The 16,970-nt window shown below is 56.4% G+C and carries 14 protein-coding genes; 4 read left to right on the top strand and 10 right to left on the bottom strand.

The features are described from left to right. Positions 1–245: 245 nt before the first annotated feature. The 3 genes from BED41_RS11915 to BED41_RS11905 all read left to right on the top strand — a co-directional run bounded on the left by BED41_RS11915 (position 246) and on the right by BED41_RS11905 (position 5,473). Positions 246–1,613 carry an alanine/glycine:cation symporter family protein gene (locus BED41_RS11915; protein WP_066746562.1) on the top strand — a complete coding sequence of 456 codons (1,368 nt, stop codon included), beginning with the start codon at positions 246–248 and terminating at the stop codon, positions 1,611–1,613. Positions 1,614–2,001: 388 nt separating this feature from the next. Then, entirely contained in the window at positions 2,002–3,477 is a 1,476-nt protein-coding gene (gene abc-f, locus BED41_RS11910; protein WP_066746561.1) for a ribosomal protection-like ABC-F family protein, read from the top strand. A 112-nt stretch (positions 3,478–3,589) separates the two neighbouring features. After that, positions 3,590–5,473, top strand: a complete 1,884-nt coding sequence (locus BED41_RS11905) for a hypothetical protein (RefSeq protein WP_066746560.1) — start codon at positions 3,590–3,592, stop codon at positions 5,471–5,473. 152 nt (positions 5,474–5,625) lie between these two features. Here BED41_RS11905 and BED41_RS11900 read toward each other — a convergent pair whose 3' ends face one another. The 10 genes from BED41_RS11900 to BED41_RS11855 form a co-directional block, all read right to left on the bottom strand. Next, the gene (locus BED41_RS11900; protein ID WP_066746558.1) at positions 5,626–6,642 is read right to left on the bottom strand and encodes a homoserine dehydrogenase; all 1,017 of its coding nucleotides are present in this window, start codon (positions 6,640–6,642) and stop codon (positions 5,626–5,628) included. 158 nt (positions 6,643–6,800) lie between these two features. Then, the gene (locus BED41_RS11895) at positions 6,801–8,180 is read right to left on the bottom strand and encodes a V-type ATP synthase subunit B (RefSeq protein WP_066746554.1); all 1,380 of its coding nucleotides are present in this window, start codon (positions 8,178–8,180) and stop codon (positions 6,801–6,803) included. Between the two features lies 1 nt (position 8,181). After that, complete coding sequence (locus tag BED41_RS11890; protein WP_066746551.1) at positions 8,182–9,987, bottom strand: V-type ATP synthase subunit A; 1,806 nt, start codon at positions 9,985–9,987, stop codon at positions 8,182–8,184. Between the two features lie 136 nt (positions 9,988–10,123). Then, positions 10,124–10,741 carry a V-type ATP synthase subunit E gene (locus tag BED41_RS11885; protein WP_229712303.1) on the bottom strand — a complete coding sequence of 206 codons (618 nt, stop codon included), beginning with the start codon at positions 10,739–10,741 and terminating at the stop codon, positions 10,124–10,126. A gap of 102 nt (positions 10,742–10,843) precedes the next feature. Next, positions 10,844–11,152, bottom strand: a complete 309-nt coding sequence (locus BED41_RS11880) for a V-type ATP synthase subunit F (RefSeq protein ID WP_066746546.1) — start codon at positions 11,150–11,152, stop codon at positions 10,844–10,846. A gap of 16 nt (positions 11,153–11,168) precedes the next feature. Further along, a complete protein-coding gene (locus BED41_RS11875; protein WP_066746544.1) occupies positions 11,169–11,597 on the bottom strand; it encodes an ATP synthase subunit C in 429 nt (142 codons plus the stop codon). Positions 11,598–11,688: 91 nt separating this feature from the next. Then, positions 11,689–13,659, bottom strand: coding sequence for a V-type ATP synthase subunit I (locus tag BED41_RS11870; protein WP_066746542.1), 1,971 nt, complete (start codon positions 13,657–13,659; stop codon positions 11,689–11,691). Next, a complete protein-coding gene (locus BED41_RS11865; RefSeq protein WP_168160269.1) occupies positions 13,650–14,747 on the bottom strand; it encodes a V-type ATPase subunit in 1,098 nt (365 codons plus the stop codon). The genes BED41_RS11870 and BED41_RS11865 overlap by 10 nt, the downstream gene beginning before the upstream one ends. Positions 14,748–14,752: 5 nt before the next feature. Then, complete coding sequence (locus BED41_RS11860) at positions 14,753–15,094, bottom strand: hypothetical protein (RefSeq protein ID WP_066746537.1); 342 nt, start codon at positions 15,092–15,094, stop codon at positions 14,753–14,755. Positions 15,095–15,146: 52 nt separating this feature from the next. Next, the gene (locus BED41_RS11855) at positions 15,147–15,764 is read right to left on the bottom strand and encodes a V-type ATP synthase subunit D (RefSeq protein ID WP_066746534.1); all 618 of its coding nucleotides are present in this window, start codon (positions 15,762–15,764) and stop codon (positions 15,147–15,149) included. Positions 15,765–15,958: 194 nt separating this feature from the next. On the opposite strand from BED41_RS11855, the gene BED41_RS11850 reads away from it, so the two are divergent. Continuing rightward, positions 15,959–16,951, top strand: coding sequence for a nicotinate-nucleotide--dimethylbenzimidazole phosphoribosyltransferase (locus tag BED41_RS11850; protein ID WP_066746531.1), 993 nt, complete (start codon positions 15,959–15,961; stop codon positions 16,949–16,951). Positions 16,952–16,970: the final 19 nt, after the last annotated feature.

Raw genomic sequence — 16,970 nt, 5'->3', positions numbered from 1 at the left:
CATATAGACAAATTAGCGATATCGAGCTGCGTGCAATGGCTAAATATTTGTGTAATATCACAAGAAAACAGCAAAATGTATTTTAAATACAGATAATAATTTACAATTCTCCGTTTCGATACTATAATCCAAATATCGGGCGGTTGATGATTTAATATATGCCTGTCTATCGTCCGAAGCGCTCATAATGTTTAAGCAACTGTATAGTTTGTCTTAATTATCTGAAGAACAGGAGAGGATTCATTATGGATCAGTTAACGGTACTGGTGTCGAAGGCCAATAGTTTTATTTGGGGCCTTTATTGTCTTATTCCGCTTCTCTGCGGCACGGGGCTTTACTTTACGCTGAGGCTGAATTTTGTCCAGATACGCAAATTTGCCATGGCGTTCAAGTATACCTTTGGGCAGCTGACCCTTTTCGGTAAGCGCGCCGACAAGGACGGTATGAGCTCTTTCCAGGCCCTTGCGACGGCGATCGCCGCGCAGGTCGGTACGGGAAACCTCGCCGGAGCGGCGACGGCGATCGCCGTAGGCGGCCCGGGAGCAATCTTCTGGATGTGGATCGCGGCCTTCTTCGGAATGGCGACGATCTTCGCGGAGGCGGTGCTCGCGCAGGTCTATAAGGAAAAGATGCCTGACGGCAGCGTCGTCGGCGGTCCGGCCTATTACATTTCGCGCGGCCTTAAGAGCAAGGGGCTTGCGGTATTCTTCTCAGTGGCGATCATCATGGCCCTCGGCTTCATCGGCAACATGGTGCAGTCGAACTCCATCGCCGACGCCTTTAACAACGCCTTTGGCGTGAACCGCCTTCTCATCGGCGTCATTGTTGCGGCGGCCGGCGGTTTCGTATTCTTCGGCGGCATGGGCCGTATCGCCGCTATTACGGAAAAGATAGTCCCGGTCATGGCGGCCGGTTATCTCCTCGGCGGCCTTTATATCCTCGTTACCCACGCCTCACATATCCTCCCGGCCTTCGGTATGGTATTTGAGGGCGCCTTCAATCCCGCGGCGGCCACCGGCGGTCTCATCGGCGCTACGATGAAAGAAGCCATCCGTTACGGCGTCGCCCGCGGACTCTTCTCCAACGAAGCCGGTATGGGCTCCACGCCGCACGCGCACGCAGTTGCTAAGGTCAAGGAGCCTGCCGAGCAGGGCTTCGTCGCCATCATGGGCGTATTTGTAGACACCTTCCTCGTCCTCAACATGACGGCCTTCGTAATCTTCGTGACCGGCGCCATCGACGGCAAAACGAGCGGCATTGCGCTTACGCAGAACGCCTTCTCAATGGGACTTGGCTCCTTCGGTCTGCCCTTCGTCGCGATTTGTATGCTCTTCTTCGCCTTCTCGACGATCATCGGCTGGTACTTCTTCGGCGAGCAGAACGTGAAGTTCCTCTTTGGCAATAAGGCGCTTACGCCCTACCGTATCGCGGTCATGGCCTTCGTCATCCTCGGCTCCACGCTCAAACTTGATCTGGTCTGGGAGCTTGCCGACTTCTTCAACGGCATAATGGTCTTCCCGAACCTTATCGCCCTCATCGGCCTCAGCAAGGTCGTGAGCGAGGCGCTCAACCATTTCGACGAACAGGGACGCCTTAAGCCCAACGCAAAATAACCATTTGTGGTTTGCTTGAAGCGCCGCCCCTAGGGCGGCGCTTTTTTGTGTCCGCTGCTTTACGCCGACAGCGCGCTGATGCTATACTGGTGACAGCGACAGCGATTCCGCCGCAAAAAACCGGCGGATAACGTTACTGGAAGATTGGAGTTGGGAAGATGCGCAATTTCTCCCGCTAGTTGTTGACGGGGCATAAGGGGACAGACCGAGGCGTGGTGCAAGCGCCTTTTGTTTTCGTATGCCGCGCGGGGAAGCTGCGATATCTTGAACTCATATAATAACGGCACAGGTCCGCCGTCCGCATTCGCGGATGGCCTCTCTCTGCAGTTATGAGCCGCGGGAATCGACTTTCCCGCGGCTCATGATTTTTTACAGGGAGGATATCTGTATGTCTTTAATTAAAGTAACTGATCTTACATTTGGCTATGCGGGCGCGGCGAATATCTTTGAGAATGCCAGCTTCAATATTGATACGAACTGGAAATTGGGGCTCACCGGGAGGAACGGGCGCGGCAAGACGACCTTTCTGAAGCTGCTGCTCGGCTGTTATGATTACGGCGGAACGATCGCCGCGAATGTCGCCTTTGAGTATTTCCCATATGACATCGCAAAAGAAGACGCGGATGCCGCCGCGGTGCTGCGGTCCGCCGCCGGAAGCTGTCCGGAGTGGCGGATAGCGAAAGAGATGAATATTCTCGGCCTGCCCGCCGCCCTCCTGGGGCGCTCTTTCCGGAGTCTCTCAAACGGCGAACGGACGAAGATTTTACTCGCGGCGCTCTTCCTGCGGGAAAACAGCTTTCTGCTGATAGATGAACCGACGAATCATCTTGACGCCGAGGGCAGGGCGCTTGTGGGTGAATATCTCAATAAAAAGAGCGGCTTCATCCTGGTCTCTCACGACCGCGCCCTGCTTGACGGCTGCGTGGACCATATTCTTTCCATCAACAGGAGCTCCATCGAGGTGGTGCAGGGGAACTTTTCCTCGTGGCAGCGGGCGGCTGCGCTGCGGGAGCGCTGCGAGCTGACGGAGAATGAACGGCTGAAAAGGGAGATGGCGCGTCTTGAGTCGGCCTCGCGGCGTACCTCAGAATGGTCTGAACGGGTGGAGAAGAGCAAACGGGGCGCGAAAATTTCCGGCGTCAAGGCCGACAAGGGGTATATCGGCCATAAGGCGGCCAAGATGATGAAGCGCTCAAAGAATCTGGAGGGCAGGCAGAGGGCGGCGATCGAGGAAAAGTCGAAGCTGCTGCGTGATATCGAACGGGAGGAGCCGCTTAAGATGCTGCCGCTGCGTTATCACTCCGAGTTATTGGCGGAGGCGGTGGAGTTAAGCATCTCTTACGGAGGGAATACCGTCTGCGAGGGAGTTTGCTTTACTATCATGAGTGGCGACAGGGTGGCGCTGCGCGGCGGAAACGGATCGGGAAAGACGAGCATTATCCGTCTGCTTCGCGGCGAAAAGCTATCGTATCGGGGGTGTCTCAAGGTTGGAGCTTCGCTGAAGATATCGTCCGTACATCAGGATCTGTCAGCTTTACACGGCAGTCTCCGAGAGTATGCCGCGCGGCTAGGCGTTGACGAGAGTATTTTTAAGGCTAATCTCCGCAAGCTGGAGCTTCCGAGAGAACTTTTTGAGAGGGATATCAGCACCTTCAGCGCTGGACAGAGGAAGAAGACGGCGATCGCCGGCAGCCTCAGCGAACAGGCGCATCTCTACCTATGGGACGAACCGCTCAATTATATCGACGTCGTCTCACGGATGCAGATCGAGGCGCTGTTGAAAGATTGCGCGCCGACACTGCTCTTCGTGGAACATGACGCCGCCTTCTGCGCCAATATCGCAACAAAGACCGTGGCGCTTTAGGCAGGATTTTTTAGGCTGTTATGCGCAGAGGCGGGTGGCTGTTTTTTCGCTGCCCCCGTCTGCGTATATGAACTATCCTCTTTATGATAATTATTCAATGAAGAGGTGCGTTATGAAAAGATATTTCAAACTATATATTATCGCTCTCCTGCTCCTGACGGTCTTTTGTCCCGCCGCCGAGAGCGCCGTTATAACGGAGATTGGCAGCGCGGAACAGCTGGCGGCCTTCCGCGACAGCGTGAACGCCGGTGACGATTACGATGGTCTTAACGTTAGGCTCACCGCCGATATCGATCTGCAAAACGCTGAATGGCTCCCTATCGGGACCGCCTCCGCCCCCTTCCGCGGAAAATTCAACGGCGCCGGACATAAGATCAGCGGGCTGAAGGTAACAGGCGCGCAGTCGGCCGCAGTACCGGTAGGGACGGCGGAGTATTCCGGCACGGCGCTCTTTCTGATTCTCTCCGGCAAGCACGCGCAGATAGCAAATCTTACCGTAGAGGGTACGGTGGAGAACAGACGGCAGAGGAGCAACCTCCTATCCGGCGGCATCGTCGCCTATGCGGGACCTGATACGGTGCTTTTCAACTGTAAAAATTATGCCGCAGTCTCCGTCGCGGGCAAGGGCGGCAACGGATTCTTCGGCGATGAGGATTACTCGATCGCAGGTGGTGTGGCGGCCCACCTTGAGGGCTATATTGTGAACTGTGTCAATTATGGCGAGGTGAAGAGTTCCAGCACCTCCGCCTACAGCATTGCCGCCGGACTTGCTGGGCGGGTGAAGGGCTATATACTATCGTCGCGCAACGTGGGGGCGGTCTCTGTTGCCGATATCGGCCTCTTTCAAAATATCGCGGGCGGTGTCGCGGGAGCAGGCGAGGGCGGCGTACTCTTTGACGTGAAAAACGAAGGCGGTATATATTCTTCAAACGTCGGCGGCGGCATTATCGGCTTTGCCTACGGTACATCACTGCAGAACGCTATTAATTCAGGGAAGGTCGGCGGTACGGGACAGAGCGGCGGTCTGATAATCTCGGGCGGCATAGTCGGCAAGGCCTATAACGGAGCCTCCGCGGTAAACTGCGCAAACATGGGAGCCGTCGGCGGTACGGGAACGCCGAATTATTCCTATGCTGGCGGCCTCGCCGGATGGAGCAGCGCCGGGCCGAATTCGGTGGAGAACATCTTTTATAATTGTTCCAACAGCGGCGTAATCTCCGGTGAGGGGGTTACAGCGACGCGTGTCGGCGGCCTCGTCGGCGAGATGGGAAAGAGCCAGCTGGCGGATTCGGCAAACAGCGGTTCCGTCAACACGGGAAAGGCCTTTGCGGGCGGTCTTGTCGGCAATAAGTTCTCTAACGCTGATATTTATGACTCGGTCTATCCCAGCGGTTACGACGCGGTCGCTTACGGCACGCTTTCGGCGAGAGACTGTTCCGCACTCTCTATGGAGCAGTTGGCCGGGTTCGTGGTAACGGTGGCGCCATCGCTCTCGCCCTCGTCCGTTACTCTAACTAAGGGCGAGAGCAAGACTTTATCTGTGGAGCTGCAGACCTTTCCCGGAACTCCTGTTGACAAGAGTGCCTTCTATTCCATCGTTTCTCTTGGCGCGGAGCCGGCGGATTTTGTCTCCGTAACCGCCGACGGCGGCGTTGTCACCGTCAGCGGAGTGGATAATGGAGCTTCGCTGCTGGCGGCTCAAACGGTCTGTTACCGCAGCGCCCTCTCGGGCGGTGTCGACAGGAACAGCGCGAAAAAAGCGCTGATCTCGGCGCTGGCGGTGGTGAAGGAGGCGAGCGCCGCTCCTGATGTTCCCCCGCTATGGCCCGATATCCCTCCGCTGGTCTCCCCGGATATCTCTCCCGTTCCGCCCAGCGGACAGGAAACGCCATCAGGCTCTTCCTCTTCCGGATGCGACGTCGGCGGCTGGGCCGTCCTCAGCCTTATCACGCTGCCGCTGGCTGTTTATCTCTATAGTGCTAGAAAAGAAGATTAAATAGTTTTAACGTCTTAAAAGCAGGAGTTAGGGGGGCAGTGAAGCAGCCAAGATAGCGGTTCTGTTTGAGCGTAAAAAGGCCGGTCTGTCCGGACTGTTTCGCGGTGCCTTTACAAAAAAGCGGGCCGTGAGGCCCGCCTTCACCTTGCCTGTTATCTGCTCATCCTTATCATGTCGGAGAGGAGCGCCTGTCCGGTTTCGCGGCGTCCGGCGCCGGGGCCTACCAGTGTGATCTCTCCGAGGTTGTCGGTGTTTACCGTGATGGCGTTTGTCGCGCCGTTTATCGCCGCCAGCGGATGGGTCGCGGCGATCTCCTTCGGCATCACGTAGGGGTGCATGCCAAAGCTGTCAAACCTGATGCCGGCTACGAGCTTTATTGTGAAGCCGCCGCGCCGCGCCTCTGCGATCTGCTGCGGCGTCACCTGCGTGATCCCAATGCGGGTGACATCTTTCACGTCGATCTCCTTGCCAAAGAGGATCTTTGCGAGGATTACGACCTTTACCGCCGCGTCCCAGCCCTCGACGTCGCCTGAGGGGTCGGCCTCCGCATAACCGAGCGCCGTCGCCTCGGCGAGCGCGTCGGCGTAGGTGGCGCCTTCGCCCATCTTTGTGAGGATGAAGTTGGTTGTGCCGTTGAGGATTCCCTCAAGGCCCAGCACGCTGCAGCCCGCGATGCCGTTTTTCATCATGTCGATGAGCGGCGTTCCGCTCATGACCACGCCCTCATAGCTGAGCTTTGCGCCGCACTCCTCGGCAAGCTGGCACAGTTCGTCAAAGGCCACCGCGATCGGCCCTTTGTTCGTCGTGGTGACGCTGATGCCGCGCGAGAGCGCCGCTCTGAGATGGGAGAGGCCGGGCTCCCCCGTCTTGAGGTTGGTAGGGGTACATTCTGCGAGCACCGTCGCGCCGGACTGGTCCAGCAGTTCGTCGAAATGGCCCGCCGCCTGCGCGAGCGCCCCGAAGCTGTGCCTGCTGTGGAGTTCGTTAAGGATCTTCTCTAGGTCCAGCCCCTCCGGGTCCATGACGATGCCTTTCATGAGGTCGCTGATGAGAACGACCTTATATTCAAAGCCGTATTTTTCTTTAAGTTCGTTTTTTTTCTCATGCAGTATCTCAAGGAGCGCGGTTCCGACGTTGCCGCAGCCGGCCAGTGCGATGTTATTTATCATTACAGTCCCTCCATAATCTGAATTATGAATATAATTTCAGGATTATATCACAAAACGAACGCTCTCAACATAAAATCATAAAAAGCTGACATAAACCGGCATATAAAAATGCCCGCTGTCTGTCGCAGCGGGCGGTATGTTCCTGCAGGCCAAAGCCGTTACTGCTCTTTTTTCTTTATATGCTCTTTGATATCCGCGAGGCTGACGCGCGTCAGCTCTCCGGTAGGCAGCTCTCCGAGTATATCCCAGGCCATATCGAGCGAGTAGCCGATCTCACGGTCCTCCTCTTTGCCCTGCTTGAGGAAGCGGTCCTCAAAGATACGGCCAAAGGCGAGGAATGATTTGTCGGTCTTTGAGAGTTCGTCTTCACCGACGACTCCCGCGAGCGAGCGGACCTCCTGCACTCTGCTGTAGGAGGCAAAGAGCTGGCTGGCGACGCTCGGATGATCCTCGCGCGTGTAGCCTTTGCCGATGCCGTCCTTCATCAGACGCGAGAGGCTGGTGAGGATGTCTATCGGCGGGTAGATGTTCTTTGCGTCGAGTTCACGCGAAAGAACTATCTGTCCCTCGGTGATGAAGCCCGTAAGGTCTGGAATCGGGTGCGTGATGTCGTCGTTGGGCATCGTAAGGATCGGTATCTGTGTGACGCTTCCCTCACGTCCGCGGACGACTCCCGCGCGCTCGTAGAGCGAGGCGAGGTCGCTGTATAGATAGGCAGGATATCCCTTGCGGCTCGGTACCTCTCCCGCGGCAACGCCGAGTTCGCGCAGCGCTTCGCAGTAGCTTGTCATGTCAGTCATGATGACGAGGACGTGCATTCCAAGTTCGTAGGCGAGGTATTCCGCCGTTGAAAGCGCCATGCGCGGCGTAGCGATTCGTTCGATTACGGGGTCGTCGGCGAGGTTCAGGAAGGTGACGATGTTGTTGGAGTGGCCGCGTGTCGACAGCTCCTGCATGAAGTATGCCGCGTCGTCGTGCTTGACGCCGATTCCGGCGAAGACGACGGCGAACTCTTCGGATCCCACGACTTTTGCCTGCGTCGCTATCTGTACGGCGAGCTGGTTGTGCGGCAGACCGTTGCCGGAGAATATCGGCAGCTTCTGTCCGCGAATCAGCGTCGTCAGCGTGTCGATCGCCGAGATACCGGTGTGGATGAAGTCGCGCGGGTACTGGCGCGCCATGGGGTTCAGCGGCAGACCGTTGATGTTTACGCGCCTGCCTCCATATATCTCGCCGCAGCCGTCGCGCGGCTCGCCGAGACCGTTGAAGGTGCGTCCGAGCATGTATTTTGACAGGTGGACCTCAAGCGGTTTGCCGAGGAAACGAACCTTTGTCGTGTTCGGTACGAGCTCTTCCGTCCCTGTGAAGACCTGTACGAGCGTCGCCTTTTCACTCAGCGACTTTACCTGTCCGTGGCGGCGCACACCCCTGCTGTCGCGGATGTCAACAAGCTCGCCGTAACCGACGCCGCTTACATTTTCTACGAGGATAAAGGGACCCTCTATGTCTTTTACGCCTATGTATTCGGGCTGCGCCATTTTATTCACCACCCCTTAGTTTTCTTGTGCGTTCCGCGGCGACGCGCTCAAGGTGCGCGTCGATACGTCTGCGAATCTGGTCGAAGCCCTCTTTGTCCTCGGCCGCGAGTTCCCTGAGGTGGGTTATCGCGTCGACCGACTCGTCGTCCTTTATCAGCGAGATCGGGATGTCTTTGCGGACCAGCTCCATCGATTTGTGGTGGAACTCAAGGATGACGGAGAGTATCTCAAAGCCCTTCATCGGCGGCGAGTACGAGTCGGAACCGAAGGAGTTCTGCTGAAGATATCCGTTCTTTATCAGGAAGGCCGTGAAGGCGATGAGCCGCTGGTCGTCTGGGAGGACGTCCTCGCCGACGAGCTTGATGACCTGCTGTATCTTGTTGTCCTCCGCGAGGATGTTGCGTACCTCTTCGCGGAGCTCGCCCCAGCGCGCGTCCACATTTGTGCAGAACCAGCCGTCGACCTCGGAGGCGTACTCGCTGTAGGAGTCCGTCCACGAAATGGCGGGGTAGTGGCGCGCGTTCGCGAGGTTTTTGTCAAGTCCCCAGAAGCAGCGGATGAAACGTTTTGTATGGCGCGTTACCGGCTCCGTGAAGTCTCCGCCGGGAGGCGATACTGCGCCGATGACGCTGACGCTGCCGTTTTCTCCGCCAATCGTGACTACACGTCCCGCGCGCTCATAGAACTCGGCGAGGCGGCTTGGCAGGTAGGCTGGGAAGCCCTCCTCCGCGGGGATTTCCTCAAGGCGTCCGGAGAGCTCGCGCAGAGCCTCCGCCCAGCGTGAGGTCGAGTCAGCCATGATCGCCACGTCGTAGCCCATATCGCGGAAGTATTCCGCGATCGTTATGCCAGTGTATATGGAGGCCTCGCGCGCCGCAACCGGCATGTTCGAGGTGTTTGCGATCAGGATTGTGCGTTCCATCAGCGGACGGCCGGAACGCGGATCTTCAAGCACCGGGAATTGTTCGAGAACGTCGGTCATCTCGTTGCCGCGTTCTCCGCAGCCGATGTAAATTACGACCTGCGCATCGCCCCATTTAGCGAGCTGGTGCTGGGTAACGGTCTTTCCCGTGCCAAAACCTCCCGGAATACAGGCGGTGCCGCCCTTAGCGAGCGGAAACAGTCCGTCTATGACGCGCTGTCCGGTTACGAAGGGTTCGTTGGGCAGAAGCCGCTCTCTGTATGGGCGCGGCGTACGGACAGGCCAGCGCTGAATCATCGGGATCGGCACTTCACGTCCGAAGGCGTCTTTTACCTTTGCCACATCGCTGCCGGCGTGATGCTTTCCTGAGGGAATAATCCAAGTGATCTCTCCCTCGAAGTCCGGCGGCGTCATCACCTTATGTACGAGCAGCGGCGTCTCCTGAATGGTGGCAAGCACCATGCCGCCGGAGACGAGATCCCCGACTTTGGCTACGGGAGTGACGTCCCAGAGGCGTTCACGGTCGATCATGTTTACCGAGGTTCCCGGAGATATGTACATACCCTCTTTTTCGAGCAGCGAGTCCAGCGGACGCCCGATTCCGTCAAAGAAGCTGCCTATCAGTCCAGGTCCAAGCTCAATGGAGAGGGGTTCGCCTGTGCCGGTCACATCCTCATAGATGCGCAGTCCGTCAGTGTCCTCGTAGACCTGGATGGTGGCGTTGTCTCCATCCATCTTTATTATTTCGCCCATCAGCTTATGGGGCCCGACCTTCACGACTTCGCGCATTCCGAAGTCGCGCATGCCGTTTGCCTTTATGACGGGGCCGTTGACGAATTCGACGGTCCCAAGATGGGAATTCTGTGCGTTATTTTTTAGTTCCAAAGGCTATTCCCTCCTACGGTAAACGCATCCGCAGCCTCGCGGCCTGCGGTAATTATTAATGCCCAGCTTTACGGCTGCTGTCCGCCGCGGCTGCGGTAATTTTTATTTCGCGCTTCGCGCTGACTGTCCGCCGCGGTTAAAGCAGCGGCAGAAGGCGCTCAGCCAGAGAATCAGCCATCTCCTGTGTGATGCTCTGCCAATCCATATTGACCTGCCTGTGCCCGTCAGCCGTCGCTACCCAGCAGCCGCCTAGTATCGGGGCCGGATCGGGGTCAAAGGTGAGGGCAAGTTCATGGTTGAGAGCGAGCGTCTTCGTGATGACCTCCACGGAAAGGGCAAGGTCTACCGCCGAGAGTCTCAGCTTAAGCGGTGTCTTCGTCCCCAGTGATTCTACCGCGTCAATGCACATTCCGGTCAGGATGTCGGAATAGTCTGCGCGGTCTCTAAGGTGCACCAGCTTATCCTGAAGGCGTCCCATAGAGTCTGAAAGTATCCTGTTCTGCAGACGCAGGGTCTCCGTCGATTTTTCACGCTCCGCGGAGAGTATCTGACGGCGGCGGATATCTTCCGCGCGCTTGCGCGCATCCTGCAGGATGAGGTTCGTCTCTCGCTGGAGTTTCTCCGTCTCATGCGCGAGCCAATCGTCCGCCTCGCGGCGGCCCTGCGCCATGTTGATCTTTTTTTCGCTGTCGGCGCGGTCCAGTATTATATCTCTAAGGTTGCTTATCTTTTCGTTTGATACTTCCTTCATCATGTTTCACCTCTTATTTAAGTCCTCGTTCTGCTCGAAGTTTCGGTATGCTGCGATGCAGAGCTAAAAGCCGGCAGAGGGAGATCTTCCCGTCCGCCAGTCGCGCTACATCTTTACCCCGATAGCTTCCTGGACATATCTGGTCAGAAAATCAGGTCCCCTTTTGGTGCCGAATCTGTCGGGTATCTCGACTACGAGCGGCAGGTCTCCGCGTTCGCGCAGCTGCTGGATTATCTCTTCGGCCATCGCCGCCGCCTTTTCCGTGATGGCGAGTATGGCGAGATTCCGCATCTTCAGAGCGTTTCCTATCGCTGCATATGTTTCATCGGGAGTGTGAACGAGCGTGCCCTCGATTCCGGCCAAACGCATCCCTACAAGGGAGTCGTGGTTGTCGCTCACAAGGTAGGCCTTCATAGACGTTTATGCCCGCCTACAGCCGCTGGATTATAAGCAGTGAAATGATGACGCCGTAGATGGCGATACCTTCGGCAAGTCCGAGGTAGATGAGCGTCGTACCGAGCATTTCGGGCTTTTCACCGACCAGGCCGAGAGCCGCCGCACCGACGTTGGCGACCGCAAGTCCCGCTCCGAGGCAGGCGATTCCCGTGGCGCACGCCGCCGCGATGAATCCGAGACCGGCTCCGACCGATACCTCTTTCGCGACCGCCGCCGCGCCCTCCGCGGCGAATGACGTACCTGAGAAGAGGGCCAGTACCGCTCCCGTAAAGACAAGCAGTGTCGAAAGTCCCAGCACTGTCGCGTAAATTTTCCTGCCGCCGCGGAAGCCCCTACGCTGGAGGATATATCCGGCTATCATCAGAGTTACCACAGTACCGCAGCTTAACATCAATCCAAACATGAAAAATCTCTCCTTTTCTTATTCTCTTTAAAATTGTTTAATCTTTAATTACGTAATTTATATATGTTGCCCGTAACTATATTTTATAAACTTACAGATCCTCCGCGTTGGCCTGAGAGAATTTGCCTCCCTCTTTTTTCCAGCCAACAGGTTTGAAGGCGCTGCCTCCTCCCTTATAAAATTTCCCGAAGAATTCGTAGTATTCGAGACGCAGCGTCTGGATGAATACTATCAGTCCTTCGAGGCATACGATGACCAAGTTGCCGATGATCAGGATTATGCCTTTCATAACGATGCCTCCGGGCAGCGAACGAACCATCTCGGAGAGCATTATTACCGCAAGCGAAAGTCCCACGTGGTTAAGCGCAAAGGCCGCCAGTCGTACGAACGACGCTGTATTTGAGACGAAGGACATGAGGTTGTGCATGATCTCAAATAGGTTGAGCACGGGGGATTCTCCGTCACCCTTCTGCCGCAGTATGTAGCGCGCTAGGATGTCACGGAAGATCATCACAAGGATGAGCAGCCCGATAGCGCCCCACATCAGGTCCGCCGTGAATTCTGATATCGGCGAGCCGGTGATGTAGATCATGCCCAGGGCGCATAGCGTCCAGTAGAGCGCGAGTCCCGCGAGCCCCTGCCCGTCAAAGAGCAGGCGTCCAAAGTCCTTCGCCCGGTATTGCTTTATCATGTTCAGCAGCAGGCCGAGGCTTATCATGAATACGCCGAGGCCGATCGATACCGCAAGCAGTTTGTTGACGTCATGCATGGGGTTGAGCCAAATCTCGGGGATGACGCCCTCGATGCCGAAGATACTTCCGTACATCAGCCCGAAGAACATCGATGAGATGGAGGCCATCTTCATGACCTGCCCGAGCGAACGTCGCATGATGCCGCGCTTTACGAGCATCATCGAACCGAGGAATATCATTATTCCGTGGCCTACGTCTCCAAACATAAATCCGAAGAAGAGGATGAATGAAATGGCGACGATCGGCGACGGGTCTATCTCTCCATAGGAGGGAAGGCTGTACATCGCGACGATATCCTGGAAGGAGCGGAAGAACGCGTTGTTCTTGAGCTTTGTCGGAATACGGATGCCGGAGTAGGAGATATCCTGTGTCTCCTCGACCATCAGCGTCGTCATCGGCGCCTCTTCCGCGATGGTTTTGCTGATCTCTGCGTAGGTGTCCGCCGGTATCCATCCCGAGAGGACGAACATGCCGCTCACCTCTCCGCGTCCCTTGCATACGTCGTAGACCCTCTGCATCGTGTAGAGCTGCGAGAAGAGCAGTTCGTAGTCGGCGCGGTGCTCGCGAAGCATGTCTTTGGCCGCCTTGGCAAGTCCGCGGATCGCCCGCTGGTGGTTTTCGATACGTTTTTCCACCAAAGCAAGGGGGTCCTCCCCGTCGAGCTGTCCGGCAATGTCTTTAAGAGAGAATTCCTTGAAATATACTGCCTCAAGCAGCTTTTTCGTAGATTCCTCATATCCAGGTACGGTTATGATCAGGGCCCAGGTATTGCCGTTTGATACGGTTAGCTCATTGATCGCGATCGGCGATTCTTCGCCGCTCTCCATCAGCCTCTGAAAGTTTTCGTTGGAGAGGTAGCCGAAGAAGGTCTTCGCGAAACGGCCCTCGGCGAGCTCACGCGGGCCAAACTCCGTCCCTGAGAGCGCCTCGACGAAGAGCTTGGTGGCGCGGAGCAGCTCCTCCTCCTCGACCAGCACACGGCGGCGCTGCTCCCAGACCTGAAGTCTTCTGGAGGTCTGTTCCACAAGCATGCGCGCGTGTGACAGCGTGAAATCTTTCGTGATGGTGACCGGCTGCGGATCCGGTACGACCTCTCCCGCGACCTTCCATATCGTCGAGATCTTTGAGACCAGCTCGTCGTATGGATTTTCGGTCTCGGTCGTAAGTTTGGAGCGCAGCGACCTGTCGTTGATGAGTATATCAAGCGGCAGAGGCTGGAAGCCGCCAGTCAGAACCATCTGACGGGCGACCGGCTCCATCTCGGACTGCGGTCCGATCATGGTCAGAGCGACCATTTTCATTACTGCCATGCGGGTTCACCCCCATTGATTATCGGCCGGATAAGGTACTGGGCCGCGGAACGGCGGTCGTAATCGTAGCGCACGTCCTCTATCATTCGTATTATGTCTGTGACCTCGTGGTCCTTTAATATAAAGTAAGCGATTGCCGTGTGGAAGCCCGGCACGCCGTTTCTCAGTATGGACAGGGCCTTCAGGTAATTGTACCTCTTGATGGACATCTCAAGGGCGAGCTCCTTGTCGTCCTGCTCAAGCGCATCATGGAATATCTTGCCGTATGTGGGGAAGTATTCCTCCATCAGCGCGATGCGCTCTTCCCAGTTGGCGCCCTTCGCCATTTCGCGCAGATGATGCACCTTTACCTTATACTTGACCGGGAGCATGCGGCTGATCGTCTCTTCTATGGTCATATTGTAATACCACATGCACCGATGGAAGTGGTAGAGATTCAGGAGGTCGATACGCGAGCCGAACAACGGTTCGAGCACCTTCTGCTCGTCCACGGGGAGCTTTTTGATGTCGTTGTAGAGATCCATCTCCACCATATTGTCGATGGCGAGCTCGAGAGAGAAGAGCGAACTCTCGCCGTTTATCAGACGCCTCACCGGTTCCCGCAGCACCTTATAAAACTTAGTATCGCGCAGCGTGTCGAGCACCTCTTTGTAATCCCGGCAGTTCAGCAGCGCCTCGTAGGGCAGCTTTGATCCTGGGACGCGGAAGAGATGCTGGCGCATCATATCACGGTCCAGCCGTTTTGAGTGTATCCAGCGAAAGATGCTCTTCAGCTGTTCCGACTCATACCAGCTGAGCCAATCGATAAAGAATTTGCGCCATACGCCGAGCAGATAGAAGAGAAAGGAATCCGCCTCCGCGAGCACAGAGGAGCGGACCGCATTCTCAAGGTCGATGCGGTGTACCTTCGCCGGCAGCAGCGTCTCCAGCTGGTCTTTATAGCCCGCCGTCTGTTTCAGAAAGGCGGCGATCTCCGCGGTGGAGTTGAGGCCAAGCAGCGCCCAGTACTCGTCAGCCTTCAAAAGCTGGCTGTAGAGGACGTGCGCCTTTACCCCAAGTGCGGTTGCGGAGCCGTGTGAAGACGACACTAAATTCAGCCTCTCTTCTTTGAAATGAAGCTCTCGGCGGTCTCTGAGACGATGGAGTCGATTACTGCGTCCACATTCTCTTCAAAACGTTTCTGCATACGCGCCCGCTCTTCTTTGCCGAGGCTAGCTATCTGTGCGGCTTCGGTCTTGGCGGAATTCAGCGCCGTCTCCATTATGCCCTTTGCCTGCTCCCTGGCGGAAGCCATCTGGTTTGCACGCTCCGCGGCAAACTTTTCCTGCGCGGTGCGAAGCAGAGATTCCGATTCATTCTTTGAATCGTCGACTATTCTTTTGGCCTCTGATTCTGCCCCCAGCAAAACTGCCAGTACTTCGTGCAGAGTACTCATTGCAAAATTCCCTCCCTAATTTATAAAAGCATAGTGGAGCCGTTGAAATCCCCTATTCCTTTATCTTTTTCTGCGCGAGCTTCATTCGCGTGAAGTCCTCACGCTCTCCCTCTTCCAGGACGTCGCTGATAAAGTTTATCTCCGCCTTGTCCTGAGGGATGACCACCTTCTCAAGGGCGTTGACGCGCCTGTGGGTCTTTCGTATCTGGACCGCCAGACGGTAGACGCTCGTTTCGATCTCGGCGAGCTGCGCCACCAGTACCATCACGCGGCGAAACTTCGCATAGGCCGCATCCATCGCTCCCGAAGAGCCGTGGAAGGAATAGCTGGGGATAGTCTCGGCGCTCAAAGGGTCCACGTCGGGGATCTCCACCCCCATCACCGAGCGAAGGCGCACTGTGATATTAGAGGTGATCGGAACGGACTCCGAGATATCCTCCACAGTGTCGATGCCGAGAGATATGTTCGCCTTTTGGAGCGCCTCGTACGCATCTTTGAACACCTTGGAGACATCCTCCTGAAGCTTTTTTGCCGAGTCTATATAATGAACCAGCTCCATCATCAGCACTTGGCGCTTCTGGTCGAGGAGGTCGTGACCTGACTGGGCCATCGCCATATCGCGTGTGAGCCTGACAAGGTTTCCTCGTGTTGGTGCAAGTTTTGAAGCCACGAAATTTTTCCCCCCTCAAAATAGATACCGTAGGACCATAAATCCCCTATCTATTATATAATCTATGAATCATGGCTATAAAGGCCATAAACTATTAACATCGCACAAAAAGATAACCCTCACTATTCCGTGGGGACAGCCTATAGTGCATTTTAACGCTTAAACGAATCTACGTACAGGGGGTAAAATAAGCAATGTTTCTGTTGTTCATCAGCGAGACGGCATTAGCCAAAATTCCTGGACTCTCCGCCGCAGGTGCAAATCTTGACGCACTGCCCTACACCGCGCCGGCGGATGCCGACATGCTCTTCTATGATCGTCCGAAGGTCGCACCATCACTGCCGTTCGACCCATTCGGTCACCCCTCTCCTGCGCTGGTCACCCGCGCCTCACTGCTTGAGGCCGGCTTTGACGCGGCCACAGTAAGAGTCGGTACCTCGATAGCCCCCGCCTCTCCGCATGAGACGATCAGCGAGGATATTGGTCGCGATATGCGCTTCGAGGCGGCGGTTCCCGGCTATGAAGAGATTGCGCGGCGCTCTGCGGAGCTGGCCGCGGGACTTGATAAAAATATAAAACAGGTCGTGCTCGCTGAGTCGGTTCCCGGCGGCACAACTACGGCTCTGCTGGTGCTGCGCGCCCTTGGACATGTCGGCACCGTATCCTCCGCGGGACCGGAAAACCCCCTGTCGCTGAAAGAGCAGATATGGCGTGACACGGCGAAGCGACTCGGCATCAAAGAGGGCGGCATGAAAGGCTTGGGCCTCAAAGCCGCCGCAGAGCTGGGCGATCCCATGCAGGTGGCGGTGGCCGCCTATGCCGCCGCGCTGCCGGATGAGGTAAAAGTAACGCTCGCCGGCGGCACGCAGATGATGGCGGTGGCGGCGCTGCTGCGCGACATGGGCGTGGAGCGCGATATTCTGGTGGCGACGACGAAATATGTCCACATCGATCCAACCAGCTGCCTTGAAGAATATGCCGCAAAAATCGGCGTGCGCTGGTACGCGGCGCCGCTCGACTTCACGAAGTCACGCTTCCCAGGGCTTGCCGATTACGAAAAGGGTTTCATCAAAGAGGGCGTTGGCGCCGGCGGCGCGGTGTGGTATGCACAGCAGCTGGGAGTCTCGATGGAGAGAATACAGTCGCGTACCGAGGCGCTCTACGAAAAGATGCTCGACGAGGGCTAGACAATGGACGAAGGGAGAG

It is taken from the genome of Cloacibacillus porcorum, from assembly GCF_001701045.1.
GTDB lineage: Bacteria > Synergistota > Synergistia > Synergistales > Synergistaceae > Cloacibacillus > Cloacibacillus porcorum.
The sequence above is the reverse complement of the archived record's forward strand: the minus strand, read 5'-3'. Positions and strand labels throughout refer to the sequence as shown.